Source organism: Streptomyces sp. NPDC046866 (assembly GCF_040704625.1).
Lineage (GTDB): Bacteria > Actinomycetota > Actinomycetes > Streptomycetales > Streptomycetaceae > Streptomyces.
This window is the reverse complement of the sequence record NZ_JBEYXN010000012.1, coordinates 75,605-90,165: the sequence shown is the minus strand read 5'-3', so window position 1 is coordinate 90,165 and position 14,561 is coordinate 75,605. Positions and strand designations below refer to the sequence as shown.

The 14,561-nt window shown below is 74.6% G+C and carries 13 protein-coding genes; 6 read left to right on the top strand and 7 right to left on the bottom strand.

Annotation, left to right across the window (positions count from 1 at the left end):
- Window positions 1–334: 334 nt before the first annotated feature.
- The 3 genes from AB0953_RS19340 to AB0953_RS19330 form a co-directional block, all read right to left on the bottom strand.
- A complete protein-coding gene (locus AB0953_RS19340) occupies window positions 335–592 on the bottom strand; it encodes a hypothetical protein (RefSeq protein ID WP_366860709.1) in 258 nt (85 codons plus the stop codon).
- Window positions 593–771: 179 nt separating this feature from the next.
- Window positions 772–1,209 (bottom strand): GNAT family N-acetyltransferase, encoded by a 438-nt coding sequence (locus AB0953_RS19335; RefSeq protein WP_366860708.1) that lies wholly within the window; start codon window positions 1,207–1,209, stop codon window positions 772–774.
- A 64-nt stretch (window positions 1,210–1,273) separates the two neighbouring features.
- Window positions 1,274–3,115, bottom strand: a complete 1,842-nt coding sequence (locus AB0953_RS19330) for an endonuclease/exonuclease/phosphatase family protein (protein WP_366860707.1) — start codon at window positions 3,113–3,115, stop codon at window positions 1,274–1,276.
- A 332-nt stretch (window positions 3,116–3,447) separates the two neighbouring features.
- Between AB0953_RS19330 and AB0953_RS19325 the strand changes: the two genes are divergently transcribed.
- Complete coding sequence (locus AB0953_RS19325) at window positions 3,448–4,968, top strand: hypothetical protein (RefSeq protein ID WP_366860706.1); 1,521 nt, start codon at window positions 3,448–3,450, stop codon at window positions 4,966–4,968.
- Window positions 4,969–5,258: 290 nt separating this feature from the next.
- Window positions 5,259–6,698: an alkaline phosphatase PhoX gene (locus AB0953_RS19320; RefSeq protein WP_366860705.1), complete on the top strand. Its 1,440-nt coding sequence runs from the start codon at window positions 5,259–5,261 to the stop codon at window positions 6,696–6,698.
- Window positions 6,699–6,792: 94 nt separating this feature from the next.
- On the opposite strand, the gene AB0953_RS19315 is transcribed toward AB0953_RS19320, so the two are convergent.
- The 4 genes from AB0953_RS19315 to AB0953_RS19300 form a co-directional block, all read right to left on the bottom strand.
- On the bottom strand, window positions 6,793–6,981 hold the full coding sequence (locus AB0953_RS19315) for a hypothetical protein (RefSeq protein WP_366860704.1): 189 nt from the start codon (window positions 6,979–6,981) through the stop codon (window positions 6,793–6,795).
- Window positions 6,982–7,106: 125 nt separating this feature from the next.
- Complete coding sequence (locus tag AB0953_RS19310) at window positions 7,107–8,309, bottom strand: TerD family protein (protein WP_366860703.1); 1,203 nt, start codon at window positions 8,307–8,309, stop codon at window positions 7,107–7,109.
- A 49-nt stretch (window positions 8,310–8,358) separates the two neighbouring features.
- Window positions 8,359–8,580, bottom strand: coding sequence for a hypothetical protein (locus AB0953_RS19305; protein WP_366860702.1), 222 nt, complete (start codon window positions 8,578–8,580; stop codon window positions 8,359–8,361).
- A 47-nt stretch (window positions 8,581–8,627) separates the two neighbouring features.
- The gene (locus AB0953_RS19300; protein ID WP_366860701.1) at window positions 8,628–10,178 is read right to left on the bottom strand and encodes an aldehyde dehydrogenase (NADP(+)); all 1,551 of its coding nucleotides are present in this window, start codon (window positions 10,176–10,178) and stop codon (window positions 8,628–8,630) included.
- A 357-nt stretch (window positions 10,179–10,535) separates the two neighbouring features.
- On the opposite strand from AB0953_RS19300, the gene AB0953_RS19295 reads away from it, so the two are divergent.
- The 4 genes from AB0953_RS19295 to AB0953_RS19280 all read left to right on the top strand — a co-directional run bounded on the left by AB0953_RS19295 (window position 10,536) and on the right by AB0953_RS19280 (window position 14,538).
- Entirely contained in the window at window positions 10,536–11,249 is a 714-nt protein-coding gene (locus AB0953_RS19295; RefSeq protein WP_366860798.1) for an IclR family transcriptional regulator, read from the top strand.
- Between the two features lie 94 nt (window positions 11,250–11,343).
- Window positions 11,344–12,369, top strand: coding sequence for a hypothetical protein (locus AB0953_RS19290; RefSeq protein ID WP_366860700.1), 1,026 nt, complete (start codon window positions 11,344–11,346; stop codon window positions 12,367–12,369).
- A gap of 238 nt (window positions 12,370–12,607) precedes the next feature.
- Window positions 12,608–13,879, top strand: coding sequence for a histidine kinase (locus tag AB0953_RS19285; RefSeq protein WP_366860797.1), 1,272 nt, complete (start codon window positions 12,608–12,610; stop codon window positions 13,877–13,879).
- A complete protein-coding gene (locus AB0953_RS19280; protein ID WP_366860699.1) occupies window positions 13,876–14,538 on the top strand; it encodes a response regulator transcription factor in 663 nt (220 codons plus the stop codon). The genes AB0953_RS19285 and AB0953_RS19280 overlap by 4 nt, the downstream gene beginning before the upstream one ends.
- The last annotated feature ends 23 nt before the right edge of the window (window positions 14,539–14,561 follow it).

Sequence of the window (14,561 nt, the reverse complement as noted above, 5' to 3'; positions counted from 1 at the left end):
TCAGCGGCGGCCGCTCCCTGCCCGCCGGCACGGAGCGGCCGGCCCGGGGGCTCGCGTCAGGGCGGGTCCCCGTACGGCAGGTCCCGGACCTCGGCCCCGAAGGTCAGCCTGACGGGGATCCGGTAGGCCCGCGTCGGCGGCGCGCCAGCGCCTCGCCGAAGAACGGCTGCCGACGGGCCAGTACTCGCCGCAGAGCCGGCACGTGGTGCGGGCCCAGGCCTCTTCGACGTACGCCCGTGTCGCCGCGGCCACACGGGGTCCGGCCGGCCGGTCGGCGGCCGCTCCCTCCCCGAGCGGGGGAGCGGCCGCCGGCGGGCCGGGGGGCAGTGGGGGGTCAGTGCAGGGGGAGGGTGCGGATGAGGCCGTCGAAGGCTTCCTCCTCCGCCGCGGTCAGTTCGACCGTCTCCATGGGATGGGCGGCCGCGGTGCGCTGGGCGGGGATGGCTGCGAGGCCCCCGCGCGCCCCGGGCTCCGAGCGGTGGAACCGGCTGTCCCGCAGCATGCGGCCGAGACCGACGACGACCCCGGCGAGGGCCGCCGCCAGCAGGACGGCGAGGCCGACTTCCCCGGCGGGGGAGATGGAGGGGAACACGCGTCCTCCCAGGGGACGGTGGGACATGGTCGAGCGTGTGGGGACACTCAACACCACAACCCGGGCCGAATGGGTACTGATGTGTCGAGCGTCACGCCAGGGGCGAAAGTCCCCATCTCGCCCGCCGGACCCGCCCGGGGCCGCTTCCCGGGCCTGCTCCGGGCGCGCCCGCGGGCCGCTCAGCCGTCCAGACGGAGCTTGAAGCCCTCGTGGCTGCGGGCGAAGCCGAGGCGCTCGTAGAAGCGGTGGGCGGCGCTCCGCCGCTTGTTGCTGGTCAGCTGCACCAGGGCGCACCCCCGCCCGCGGGCCCGCTCCACCGCCAGCCGCATCAGCACCGCGCCGAGCCCGCCGCCGCGCCGGTCCTCGCGGATCCGTACCGCCTCCACCAGCGCCCGCTCGCGGCCGCCCTGGCCGAGGCCCGGGATGTACGTCAGCTGGAGGCAGCCCACCACCGCCTCCCCGTCGGCGAGGACCAGCATCTCGTTGCGGGGGTCGGCGCCGATGGCGGCGAGGGCCTGCTCGTGGGCCTCGGTGACCTCGGCCCGCTCCTCGCCCGCGTCGGCGAGCAGGGCGAGTACGACGGGCAGGTCCTGGCGGGTGGCTTCGCGGAGCTCCATGGCCAGGAGTGTGGCAGGGGGCCCGGCCGGGACGGCGGCCGGGCCCCCTGCGGACTGCGGGGTGTTACGGGCGGAAGCGCAGGACCTGCGGGTCGTGGTCGCTGTTCTGAGCCGAGAACTCCGCGTTGATGTGCACGCTGTCGTACGCGTAGGACTTGATCGCCGGGCTGACCAGGATCTGGTCGAGGACCTGGGCGTTGCCCTGGTAGACGTAGGAGTAACGTTCCGCCTTCGGCAGGGACTTGATCGCCGAGTACAGCGCGCCGCCGTCCTCCAGCGCCTGCGCCGTCCCGGAGAACTCGAAGTCGTTGATGTCGCCGACCGCGAGGACCTTGGCGTTCTTGTCGGTCGCCAGCAGCTCCTTGACGAAGCCGTTCACGGCCTGCGCCTGCAGCAGCCGCTTGGCCTCGGAGGAGCGCACCGGCGGCTGGTGGTGCGAGGCCAGGCCCTCGTCGCCGCCCTTCGAGCTGAAGTGGTTGGCGATCACGAAGACCGTGCGGCCGCGGAAGACGAACTCGCCGGCCAGCGGCTTGCGGCTGTCCTTCCACGCCGCGTTCGCCGGGTCGATGCGGCCGGGGGAGTGGGTGAGGGCCGCGTGGCCCTTCTCCGTCGTCACACCGGTCGCGGTCGCGGAGTCGCCGGCGGCGCGGTCCGTGAAGGAGACCCGCTCGGGGTTGAACAGGAACACCTGGCGGATGTTGCCGCCGGGCTCGCCGCCGTCCTTGTTGTTCTCCGGGTTGACGGTCCGCCACTGGTACGCGGGGCCGCCCGCGGCCGCGATCGCCGCGGTGAACTTCGTCAGCGTCTGCTCCGCCGAGACGGTGCCGTCGTTCTTGGCGCCGTTGTCGTCCTGGATCTCCTCCAGGGCCAGGATATCGGGCGAGGCCAGGTTCTCCACGACCGCCTTCGCGAGCGCGTCGAACTTCTCCTGCGGGTCGCCCGGGTCCAGGTTCTCCACGTTGTACGTGGCCACCGCGAGCTCGCCCGGCGCCTGCGCCTTGGTCTTCTCGGGGGCGAGGGTGCCCTTGGCGACGGTGCCCAGGGTGCGGGCCACCAGCGTGTAGCCGCCGAACTGGTTGAAGTCCATCGGACCTTCGGTGCGCCCGGTCAGCCTGTCGCCGACGTTGGCGACGGGGAAGGGCTGCTGGGCGAGCGGCGCGAGCTGCTGGATCTGGAGCCGGCCGGTGTTCTGCGACTCGTACGAGCCGTAGATGGTGCCGCCGCGCTTGGCGGTGTTCTCCCAGCCCTTGACGGTCACCCACAGCTCCGCGTACGGGTCGGTGGCGCCGACGACGCGGGAGGTGCCGATGGCGACGTTCATGCCCTCCAGGGACTCGTAGTAGTCCAGCGCGTAGCGCGAGGGCTCCAGGGCGAGGCCGTTGATGCTGCCGCCGGCGGCCGGGTCGCCCGCCGGGGCGTACGCGGCGGGCACCGAGTACTCGTTGACGTCGACGGCCTCGGGCAGGGCGTTGCCGGAGGAGACCACGGTCACGGCGGGCTTGGTGATCTGGGTGACCGACTGGTTGCCGGAGGACGCGCCGCCGGGGACGTACTCGCCGACCGTGCCGGAGACCTTGACCGCGTCGCCGACGGCGACGGTCGGGGCGGAGCCGGTGAAGACGAAGATGCCTTCGCTGGTGGCGGCGTTGTCGTCGGCGTCGGGGTCCTGCATCCAGAAGCCGCGCGAGCCGTACGTGCGCACCCCCGTCACGATGCCCTGGACATCGGCAACCTGCTTGCCGTTCAGCGGGGATATGCGGGTGGTGCCCTGGATGTCGTGGATGCGTACCGCGTCGGCGGACACGGCGCCTTCGGCCGCATCGGCGGTACCCGTGAGCAGGCCGGTGGCCAGCGCGCCGGCGACGAGGGCCGCGACGGCGGCGGAACGGGGATGCGAGGAGCGCATGGTCAAGGAACTCCGGTGTGTGGAGAGGAAAAGCGGCAGGAGGGTGAAGCGTGGAGCGTGGTGGAGCCTGAAGCGTGAATACGGCCGGAAACCTGCGGTGGTCGACGGCCGGGCCGTGGCGTCCGCAGGGCTCCGGGAGGTCCCCCGAAGGTTCTACGCGCGTCAATTTCGTGCGTGACCAGCGAAGTTGTCAAGACCTACAGGGCATACGGAGGGCAACTGTGAGATGAACCAAAGGGATGCCCGCCGGACACGCCCGAAATGCGTCTACTCTGGTGCGCCGGATGGCCGCCGAGGGCCATGCGATCCGCCCGCCGCGAGGAGACCGCCCGATGTCCGCACAGCCGCAGCCCACGCTCCCCCCGGTACGGCTGCCCTCCGGCGCGGAACTCGCCCGGGACGCCCTCGGCGCGCCCCTGTTCGCCCGCGCGGTACGCCTCGCCCGCTGGTCCGGACCCGGCATCCGCGTCGACGGCAGCGGCGAACTCGCCGCCGAGCAGCTGGCCGAGGCTGCGCAGGCCCTCGGCCTCGACCCGGCCGACGAGGACGCCCCGGCCCTCGCGAGCCAGGCGTGGCGCGTGGCATTGGACACCGGCCTCGTCGAGGTCACGGAACCGGAGGGCGACGGGGGCGCCGTCCAGGAGGAGTACGGCACCGCCTCGCCCGGCGAGGACCTGGCGCTGATCACCGGCGGCGCACCCGCCGACGTCCTCGACCTGTGGCGGGCCGCCCTGGACGCCGTGCTCGCCGACGCGGCGGTGCCCGACCTGGACGACCTCGTCGACGCCCTCGAGGAGGGCGGCACGATCGACTTCGACCGCCTCGACTGGAACCCGCAGCGCGAGGCCGACTTCCTCGACGGCGTCCTCGCCAACCTCTACCTGCTGACCGCCGACGAACGCGGGGCCGGCCAGGGCCCCGTGCCGCTGCCCGTGCTCGCCGCCTCCATGGTCGTGCCCGAGGGGATGGGCGCCCCCACCGACGCCGTCCTGGAGCAGGTCTCGGACGCGATGATGCGCCTCGACGACCAGTTCCGGCAGCTGGAGCCGATCGGGCTGGTCGAGTTCCGGCCCGTCGACGAGGCGCTGATGGCGGAGGCGGACGACGAGGAGCTCGCCGCGGGTTCGGTGGCCGGCGCCCTCGACGACGAGGACGTCGCCCGGTACGGGATGGTCCGCCTGACCCCCCTCGGCCTGTACGGGGTCCGCGCCCGCATGCGGGAGGCCGGCATCGGGGCCCCCGCCGTCGGCGAGCTGGCCGACAAGGGCGCCGACGCGCTCCTCGATGCGGTCTGCGGCTACCCCGAGCGCTCCGCCCAGGCGGAGATCGCGCAGTGGCTCGACGGCCGCGACCTGCCCGCGGCGGTGGCCGAGCTGCTGGCCGCGGCCCGGGGCGCCGACGCGGCCGGCCCGCTGCGGCGGCTGCGCTGCCAGCAGGCCCTCGCCCTGGCCGGGCCCGAGGCCGAGCCGGCGGTGCGGGCGGTGCTGGACGACCCGGAGCTGGGCGGGCTCGCGCGCGTGTGGCTGGCCGAGCGGGGGGCGGCCGGCGTACCGGCGCCGGACGCGGAGCTCGTGTACTGGCTGACCGTGGACACCCTCGCGGCCCAGCTCGCCGCGGACGGGCCGTTCGGGTCGGGGGCCGCCCTCGGCGCCTCCACCGAGGAGGCGGGTGAACTGCCGCTCCTGATGCAGTCCCTGACCTCACACCACACGGGATTCTTCGAGCGGGCGTGGCGGGTCGAGCACCCGGCGACGGCCGAGGTGCTGGAGGCGATGGGCCGGATGCACCCGGACCGCAAGGCGGCCAAGGAGGCCCGCAAGGCGGCCTTCAAGGCCCGCTCGCGCCGGCGCTGACACCGCTCCGGCGGGCGGACGCCGGACCGGCGCCGCCCGGGCGGGGCCAAGGCGGGAGCGGCCGGCGCGGGGCGTTGACGTTCAAGAGGGGCGGAACGAGACGTTCCTGAGGCGGTGTCGGCCATTGCCGCCACCGGCGAGGGGTCGCTTCGCCCCCACGGGTAGTTCAGCCGCGCTTCACGTGCGGGCGGGAGCGTGTGCGCCGACGACCGCACGACAGGCGGACGGCCGCACGACAGGCGGACGACCGTACGACAGGCGCGTACCCGCTCCCCACCCCTGGAGACCCCATGCCGCTCAGCCGCAGAGACTTCACCGCCCGCACCGTCCTCGCCGGCGCCGGAATGGCGCTCACCGGTACGGTCGGCGCCCTCGCCACCGCGCCGGGGGCCCTCGCCGCCGACGACGCCGCCCTGCGCGACGAGCAGGGCCGGCCCTGCGAGCCCGGCTACGGCCCCCTCGTGCCGGACCCGGCCGGAATCCTCGCCCTGCCCGCCGGATTCACGTACCGCGTCCTCACCCACAGCGGTGTCACCACCCTCGAATCCGGCGAGTCCACCCCCTCCCACCACGACGGCACGGCCGCCTTCGAGGGCCACCGCGGCGTCACCCTCCTGGTCAACAACCACGAGCTCAAGGGCAAGCGCGCCAACTGGGCCCACCCCGTCCCGCTCGCCGAGGGCCTGGTCTACGACCCGGCCGCGGCCGGCGGCTGCACGGTCGTCGAGGTCCGGCGCGGCGGCGAGGTCGCCGAGTGGGTGGGCGTGGCCGGCACGTCGACCAACTGCGCCGGCGGCGCCACCCCCTGGGGCACCTGGCTGACCTGCGAGGAGACCGAGGACCTCGCGGGCAAGAACGGCATGACCAAGGACCACGGGTACGTCTTCGAGGTCGACCCGCACGACCGCCGCGCCAACCGCGACCCGCAGCCGGTCAAGGCCTTCGGGCGGTACGCGCACGAGGCCGTGGTGATCGACCCGCGCCAGGGCCACGCCTATCTGACCGAGGACGCCTCCGGCCCCAACGGGCTGCTCTACCGCTGGACCCCGCCGAGCGGCTTCCGCCACGGGCGCGGCCGGCTCCGTACGCTGGCGGCCGACGCCGGGGTGCTCGCGGCCGCCAAGTGCTTCGACAGCGCCGGACGGTTCGTCGACGACCTGTCACGGGCGACCAAGACCGGCACCGTCTACGGCGTCGACTGGGCGGCCGTGCCGGACCGCGACGCCCGTACGGTCTCGGTCCGCAAGCAGTTCGCGGACGGCGCGGTGACGCGGGCCCGGAAGCTGGAGGGCATGTGGTGGGCCGACGGGGGCGCCTACTTCGTCTCCTCCTACGCCCGTGAGGAGAGCCCGGGCGCGGCGCACGACGGGCAGGTGTGGTTCTACGACCCGAAGCGGCGCACCATCACGCTGAAGGTGCTGCTCGGAGTGAACGCCGATCCGGACCGGGACGGCGCGCTCGACGGCCCCGACAACATCACGGTCTCCCCGTACGGCGGCCTCGTCATCGCGGAGGACGGCAGCGGCCTGCAGCACCTGTTCGGCGCGACAGAATCGGGCCGCACCTACCCGCTGGCGCGCAACGAGCTCAACATCGGTACCGAGCAGGAGCCGGAGTACTCCGAGTTCACCGGGGTCTGCTTCTCCCCGGACGGGCGCACCCTCTTCGCCAACATCCAGGAGCCGGGCATCATGCTGGCCATCACCGGGCCCTGGCGCCGCGCCCACTGAGCACGCCCCTCGGGGCCTGCGGCCACGCTGGGTGACGCCGCGGAAGGGCCGGGCGGTGCGCCCGGCCGGGGATCGGCGGCTGCGCCGCCGCCCTTCACTGGGCGGCGGCGAACTCGGCGAGCATTTCGGCGCGGCTGGCGTTGGCCCATTCCTCGAGCAGGAACTCGTACGCCTCAGAGGGCCATTCGCCATCCACCCTGGACTCGACGAGGTGCCGTATCGCCTCGTTCGCCTCTGCGGCGGACGGGCGGGCGGGACCCGCGGGCCGGAGTGTGCTGTACATGCTTCCAAGGCTACGGGCGGGCACTGACGGTCACCCCCGCTTTCCGGGTGTAATCCATCACCTCGACCGGTCCGGGCCGGCGGCGCGGACCGGCCCCCGGTCGCTCCATGTGCCCGCTCACCTGCTCAGAGTGCCATCGAGCCGGGCTGCACCATGCCGCGCACTGTGCGCGACTTCACAAAGTCCCCGATGGCCGTCATCTCCCATTCCCCCGAGAACTGGCGGATCAGCTTCGCCATCATCACGCCCGTCTGCGGCTCGGCGTCCGTGAGGTCGAAGCGGACCAGCTCCTCGCCGCTCGCCCCGTCGATCAGGCGGCAGTACGCCTTGGCCACGTCGGTGAACTTCTGACCGGAGAACGAGTTCACGGTGAAGACCAGCCCCGTCACCTCCGCGGGCAGCCGGCCGAGGTCCACGACGATCACCTCGTCGTCCCCGGCGCCCTCGCCGGTGAGGTTGTCGCCCGAGTGCTTCACGGCTCCGCCGAGGATCGTCAGTCTGCCGAAGTAGCAGCTGTCGATGTGGTTGCGCTGCGGTCCGTACGCGATGACCGAGGCGTCGAGGTCGATGTCCCGCCCGCCGTACGCGGGCTCCCAGCCCAGGCCCATCTTCACCTGGGAGAGCAGCGGACGGCCGTTCTTGACCAGGGAGACGGTCTGGTTCTTCTGCAGGCTGACCCGCCCCTTGTCGAGGTTGATCCGCCCCGTGCCGGCGGGAGCGGCGACGGCGGGCGGCGCGGGCGGTGCGGCCGGCGGTGCTGCGGGCGGCTGCGGCGCGGCGGGAGGCTGCGGCGCGGCGGGAGGCTGCGCCGCGGCGGCCGCCGCAGGGGCCGGCTCCTCGTCCACCGTGACCCCGAAGTCGGTGGCGATGCCGGCCAGCCCGTTGGCGTACCCCTGCCCGACGGCGCGCACCTTCCACACGCCGCCGCGCTGGTAGACCTCCACCACCAGCAGCGCCGTCTCGGTGCCCAGCTGCGGCGGGGTGAAGGTGGCGATCACCGCGCCGGTGTCCGCATGGCGCACGGTGGCGGTGGGCTCGATGCCCTGGAACGTCTGCCCGGCCGCATCCGGACTGGCCGTGACGACGACGCGCTCGATGCCGGCCGGCAGGGCCCCGGTGTCGACGGTGATGGAATCGGGCGCCGTCCCGCCCCCGGAGCGGTGGCTGACACCCGGTCCGGACGGCTGGTTGTAGAAGATGAAGTCGGCGTCGGAACGCACCTTGCCGTCCGCCGCGAGGAGGAGCCCCGACACGTCGAGCCGCACCGGGGCAGCCACGTCCACCGTCACCCGGGCGGTGTGGAGCGGCAGGTTGGAACCAGGGGTCATAGCGGTCATGCCGGGAGAACGACCGGGGGGCCCGTGCCGTTCCCCGACGTCAGCCCCGGTTGCGCGGGTGGTTGCGGGCGACCCGCTCGTTGCCGAACTTGTACGCGCCCGTCCAGCGGGCCATCACCAGCTGGGCGTCCCCCGACTCGACCTCGGCCAGGAACCTCCCGGCGCGGGCGCCGCGCAGGGTGCCCGCGGCCCTGCCCCGGTGGGTGATGACGACGGAGCCGTCGCCCCGCTGCTCGTACGTGAATCCATGCGGTCTCGGCATGGGCCGCAGCCTGCCCCGTACGGGGCGGGGCGGGCAACGGAATTTGCTCAGCCGGCCGGCCGCGCCGTGGAGTCCGGCGCTCCGGTGACCCGGCGCGGCAGCCCCAGAGGGTTGGCCTCGCGCAGTTCCGGCGGCAGCAGCGGGTCCGGCACCGACTGGTAGGCCACCGGCCGCAGCCAGCGCTCGATCGCGGTCGCGCCGACCGAGGTGGAGTGCGAGGTCGCCGCCGGGTAGGGCCCGCCGTGGTGCTGGGCCGGCGCCACCGCGACCCCGGTCGGCCAGCCGTTGACCACGATCCGCCCGGCCAGCGCCGTCACCCGGGAGACCAGCTCGGCCGCCGGGCCCGGAGCCCCGGCCGCCTCGTCGGACGACAGCTGGAGGGTGGCGCTCAGGTTCCCGGGGAGCAGGTCCAACACCGCACCGGCCTCGTCCTGGGCCGCGTACCGCACGACCACGGTCACCGGGCCGAAGCACTCCTCCAGCAGCAGACCGTACGCACCGCCCGCGAGGAGGCGCTCGGCCGGCACGCTCAGGTACCCCGCGCCGACGGTGTGCTCGCCGGCGGCGCCCGGGGCGACGGGCGCGGCGACGCCCGGCAGCGCGGCCCGCTCGGCGACCCCGGCGAGGAAGTTCTCCCGCATCCGGTGGTCGAGCAGGACGCCCGGGGCGGCTTCGCCGAGCGCCTTGGCGAGGGCCTCGGCGAGCCGGTCCCCGGCCTCGCCCTCCGGGACCAGGACCAGGCCGGGCTTGACGCAGAACTGGCCGGCTCCGAGCGTGACGGAGGCGGCGAGCCCGGCACCGATCTCCTCGGCGCGCTCGGCGGCGGCACCGGGGGTGACGACGACGGGGTTGAGGGAGCCCAGTTCGCCGTGGAAGGGGATGGGCACGGGCCGCGCCGCCGCCGCGTCGAACAGCGCGCGCCCGCCGCGCAGCGAGCCGGTGAACCCGGCCGCGGTGACCAGCGGGTGGCGGATCAGCTCCAGGCCCGCGTCGAAGCCGTGGACCACGCTCACCACGTCGGCCGGCAGGCCGGCCGCCACCGCGGCCTGGCGCAGCAGCGCGCCGCACAGCTCGGAGGCGGCCGGGTGGTCGGGGTGCGCCTTGACGACCACGGGGCAGCCCGCGGCCAGGGCGCTCGCGGTGTCGCCGCCCGGGACGGAGAAGGCGAGCGGGAAGTTGGAGGCGGCGTAGACGGCCACGACGCCCAGCGGCACCTTGTAACGGCGCAGTTCGGGACGCGGCGGGGTGAGGGAGGGGTCGGCCCGGTCGATCCGGACGTCGAGGTAGCCGCCTTCGTCGACGCTGTCGGCGAAGGCCCGCAGCTGGCCGGTGGTCCGGGCGAGTTCGCCGGTGAGCCGGACCGGCCCGAGGGCGGTCTCGGCGTCGGCGGTCTCCACCACGCGCGCGGCCGCTCCGTCGAGCAGGTCCGCGGCCGCCCGCAGGAAGGCGGCGCGGGCCGTGCGGTCCGCGAGCGCGCCGCGGGTGGCGTGGGCGGCGCGCACCGCCTCGTCCACCTCGCGGGGGCCGGCTTCCACCGTGACCTGCGCGCGCTGCTTCCCGGTGCGGGGGTCCACACTCCAGACTGGGGTTGCTGCCATGCCGCACTGCCTCCTGGATCCACGCTGACCCGCGCGAAGTCGTTCAGTATGGTGAACGCCGTTCCGATGGATGAATGATCTCCATCCGTTCCGGACTCTATTTCCGCGCCTTTCGCGTGACAAGAGACAAGGGGCAAGAAGGCGAATGAACAGAGGTGAGTCGGACCGGTCCGCTGCCGGACCGGAAGCATCGGGCACGTCCGGAGCGGCGGATTCGGTGGAAACGTCGGATGCGGCGGATTCGGTGGATGCGTCAGATGCGGCGGGAGCGGCGTTGCCGGACGCGTCGGGCGGGGCGGGAGCTGCGTCTCCGGCGGCTCCGGCAGCCGTCAAGTCCGCCGTGTCCGCACGGTCCTCCTGCTGGAGCACTTCGCCGCGCGGCCCGGCCTGCACAGCCTGGCCGACATCCAGCACGACCTGGGGCTGCCCAAGTCCAGCCTCTACATGCTGCTGCGCACGCTGGTGAACCTGGGGTGGGTGGAGACCGACGCGACGGGGACGCGGTACGGCATCGGCGTACGCGCCCTGCTCGTGGGCAGTTCGTACATCGACGGGGACGAGGTGGTCGCCGCCGCCCGGCCCACGCTGGACCGCCTCTCCGAGGACACGACCGAAACCATCCACCTGGCCCGGATGGACGGCACGAGCGTGGTCTACCTGGCCACCCGCCAGTCCCAGCACTACCTGCGGCCGTTCACCCGCGTCGGGCGCCGTCTGCCCGTCCACTCGACCGCGCTGGGCAAGGCGCTGCTCGCCACGCACTCCGACGCGGAGGTACGGGCGCTGCTGCCGCAGCGGCTGGAGGCGGTCACCGAGCACACCGTGACCGACCGCGAACAGCTCATCGAGGAGCTGGCAGTGGTGCGGGAGCGGGGCTACGCCGTGGACCGCGAGGAGAACACGCTCGGGCTGCGCTGCTTCGGCGTGGCCGTGCCGTACCGGACGCCGGCGCGGGACGCGGTGAGCTGCTCGGTTCCGGTGGCCCGGCTGACGGCGGAGCACGAACACACCATCAAGGAGGCGCTCTTCGCGGCGCGGGACCGGCTCTCGGTGGTGACCCGGCGCATGTGAGGCGGGGGAAGGAGGGGCTCCTCCCCCGGGCGGGGGAGGCGGTTCCCCTTCGCGGGGGAGGTGCAGGGGCCGGTGCGGGCCTGATCGTTGAGCCATGACCACACGAGCAGCGGTGCAGCAGACGAACAGCGCGGTAGGCGGCCCGGTAGCAGCCGGCGCGGTGAACGGTCCGGCGTCCGACACCGGCCCGGGCCGGGCGCAGCGGATCCTGAGGGCGGTGGCCGTGCTCGCCACGGCGCCGTACCTGGTCCTCAAGGTCGCCTGGCTGTCGGGGAGTCACATCGGCATACCGGAGGGCAGCGTGCTGCTGAAGGCCGGGCTGTTCCTCACGGTGGCCAATGCCGTCACCGTGGCCATGGACGCCGCGGTGATCGTGCTCGCCCTGCTGCTCACCAGACCTTGGGGAAGACGGGTGCCCGGCTGGCTGCTGCTCGTACCGGCCTTCACGGCCACCGGGCTGCTCACCCCGATCATGACCGCGTTCCCCGGCCAGATGCTGGTCAGGGCGCTGGGCATGGGGGCGAGTGAGGCGGTCAAGGCGGCCCGGGGGCCCTTCCTCGACCCGTGGGTGTTCACGGTGGTCTACGGCGGCTTCACGATCCAAGGACTCGCCCTGGCCGGCCTGTTCGTCCCCTACGCGCGGCGGCGCTGGGGCCGGGTCTGGCAGGGCGCGCTGGGCACGCGGCTCCCGTCGCCCACGGGGGTGGTGGCGGGAGCCGCGGCCGCACTCGGCACTGCGGTGGGCGCGGTACACCTGTACTGGGCCTTCGGGGGCAGCGCCGGGCTGGGCGCCGAGAGGGCGGCGCTGTACTCCGCGGAGACCGGTGTGGTCTCGGGCGTCCACGCGGTGTGCTCCCTGCTCGCCGGAGTGGGGGTGCTGCTGCTGGCCCGGGGCGGGGCGCGCCGGGCGTGGTGGCCGCTGGCGCTGGCGTGGATCGGGGCGGCCGAGATGCTGGCCTGGGGGCTGTGGCTGGTGGTGGCCGCGCTGGGACCGGACCTCGGGCCGGGCGACGGGACCCCGGCCGTGATCTTCCTGACCTACGCTGGCCAGGTGGTCACCGGATGCCTCGGGGCCGTGGTCCTGGCCCGATTCGCGGCCGCACGGTGCGCGGCGGCCTGACGGGGGAGTGGGACCGGCGGGAGCGGGCGCATCCGGAAAGGGGGGCAGGGTGCGGAGCGGGACAGAGTCGGAGCGAGAGCGGGGAACCGGTCCGGCATCAGGGCCGGATACGAGGCCGAGGGCGGGGGCGGCCGCAGGTGTGCGGAAGGGGGAGCCGGACGGGGCGGAGGACAAGGCGGGTCCGCGGCCGGGAGCCCGGGCCGGGGCGGGGGCGGCCGTACGGGGCGGGCCGGGGCGGCTGTTCGGGCCACGGGCCCGGCTGCGCTGGGTGCACCTGATCCTCGGCGGGGCCCTGCTGATGCCGTACTTCCTGCTCACGCAGGTGGTGGTCGGCGTCCTGGCCGGCGGGGTCAACGCCCTGGCCTCCACCCCGCTGACCTTCATCGCTTACGGGGTGTCGGTGCCGCTCGCGGCGCTGACCGCGGTGTTCGGGCCGGTCCGGCCGCTGTCCGTGGCCGCCGTGCGGGCCATGTGCGGGGTGCCGGGGGAGCTGCTGGCCGAGGGGCCGGCCCGGTCCTGGGCGGCTCGGGGCAGGGCCGCCGCCTGGTGGTCCCTGCACCTCGGCGTCGGCGCGGCGGTCAGCGGGATGAGCCTGGCCGTGCCGCCCATGGCGGTGGTGCTGATCGCCCTGCCGTTCTTCGACTCCCTGCAGAAGGTCAGGGAGGGGCCGGTCTGGCTCAGCGCCTTGGCTTCGCCGTACACCGCGCCCTTCCTCGGGGTCGGGCTGCTGGCCGGCCTCGTCCTGTGCGCCACGGGTGCGGGGCTGCTGCTGGCCCGGGCGGCGCCGCGGCTGCTCGGGCCGACGGCGGCGGACCGGCTCGCCGCGGCCGAGGAGCGGGCCGCCGACCTGGCCGTGCGCAACCGGCTGGCCCGGGAGCTGCACGACGCGGTCGGGCACGCCCTGAGCGCCGTCACCCTCCAGGCCGTCGCGGCCCGGCGGGTCCTCGACAGCGACCCCGCGTTCGTACGGGAGGCGCTGGCCGCCATCGAGGACACCACCCGGCGGACCGTGGGCGAGCTGGACGCCGTCCTGGGCCTGCTGCGGGACGGGGACCCCGGCCGGCCGGACGCGGCGCCCGCCCCGACCCTGGCGGCCGACCTCGACGGGCTGCTGGCCCGCACCCGGGCCTCCGGCACCGCCGTCACCGCCCACCAGGACCCCGGGCCCGCCGGGGACTGGACCCAGATACCGGCGATCGCCTCCCGCGAGGCGTACCGGATCGTCCAGGAGGGCCTGAGCAATGCCCTGCGCCACGGCGCGGGACCCGTAGAGCTGCGGATCGCCGTGCAGGAGACGGACGGCGGGGGCAGCGCACACCGCGAACTGGAGATCACCATGACCAATCCGCCCGGATCCGGCGACGGGCCGGCGGCCCGCAGTACCGGGGGCCGAGGGCTGCACGGAGCCGCCGAGCGGGCCGCCCTGCTCGGCGGCCGCGTGGAGGCCGGCCCGCACCGGGGGCTGTGGCGGCTGCGGGCCGTCCTCCCGCTCGGGGCGGGGGCCCGATGAGCCGGCCGCCGCTGCGGATCGTCCTCGCCGACGACGAGCGGATGGTGCGCACCGCGCTGCGGGTCATCCTCGAGGCCGAACCCGGGCTGGAGGTCGTCGGCGAGGCCGCCACCGGCGCCGAGGCCGTGTCGGTGGTCCGCTCGCTGGCGCCCGACGTGGTGCTCATGGACGTCCGGATGCCGGAGATCGACGGCATACGGGCCACCGAGCAGATCCTCGCCACCATGGCGCAGCCGCCCAGGATCGTGGTCGTCACCACCTTCGAGAACGACGCCTACGTCTACGACGCGCTGCGCGCCGGAGCCGCCGGGTTCCTGCTGAAGCGGGCCGACCCCGACGAACTGGTCGGCGCGGTACGGCTGGTCGCCCGCGGGGACTGCCTGCTCTTCCCGGCGGCCGTGCGCGCCCTGGCCGCCTCGCACGCGGCTGCCGACGGCCCGACGGCGCCCTGGGTGGCCCGGCTCACCGAGCGCGAGGCCGACGTACTGCGCCTGATGGCCACCGGCCTGTCGAACCACGAGATGAGCGAGCGCCTCGGCGTCGGCCCCCAGACCGTCAAGACGCACGTGGCCGCGATCCTGTCCAAAACCGGTTCCCGCGACCGCACGCAGGCCGTCATCGCCGCCTACGAAGGGGGGTTCGTCATGAGGAAAAGCTGAGAACCCGGCCACAATCGGGGCAG

Excerpts from the sequence above, each read along its gene's own strand:
- AB0953_RS19290 (WP_366860700.1), top strand. The coding sequence starts at position 11,344 with ATGACCACACGAGCAGCGGTGCAGCAGACGAACAGCGCGGTAGGCGGC.
- AB0953_RS19280 (WP_366860699.1), top strand. The coding sequence starts at position 13,876 with ATGAGCCGGCCGCCGCTGCGGATCGTCCTCGCCGACGACGAGCGGATG.
- AB0953_RS19310 (WP_366860703.1), bottom strand. The coding sequence starts at position 8,309 with ATGACCCCTGGTTCCAACCTGCCGCTCCACACCGCCCGGGTGACGGTG.
- AB0953_RS19335 (WP_366860708.1), bottom strand. The coding sequence starts at position 1,209 with ATGGAGCTCCGCGAAGCCACCCGCCAGGACCTGCCCGTCGTACTCGCC.
- AB0953_RS19320 (WP_366860705.1), top strand. The coding sequence starts at position 5,259 with ATGCCGCTCAGCCGCAGAGACTTCACCGCCCGCACCGTCCTCGCCGGC.
- AB0953_RS19305 (WP_366860702.1), bottom strand. The coding sequence starts at position 8,580 with ATGCCGAGACCGCATGGATTCACGTACGAGCAGCGGGGCGACGGCTCC.
- AB0953_RS19300 (WP_366860701.1), bottom strand. The coding sequence starts at position 10,178 with ATGGCAGCAACCCCAGTCTGGAGTGTGGACCCCCGCACCGGGAAGCAG.
- AB0953_RS19315 (WP_366860704.1), bottom strand. The coding sequence starts at position 6,981 with ATGTACAGCACACTCCGGCCCGCGGGTCCCGCCCGCCCGTCCGCCGCA.
- AB0953_RS19325 (WP_366860706.1), top strand. The coding sequence starts at position 3,448 with ATGTCCGCACAGCCGCAGCCCACGCTCCCCCCGGTACGGCTGCCCTCC.
- AB0953_RS19330 (WP_366860707.1), bottom strand. The coding sequence starts at position 3,115 with ATGCGCTCCTCGCATCCCCGTTCCGCCGCCGTCGCGGCCCTCGTCGCC.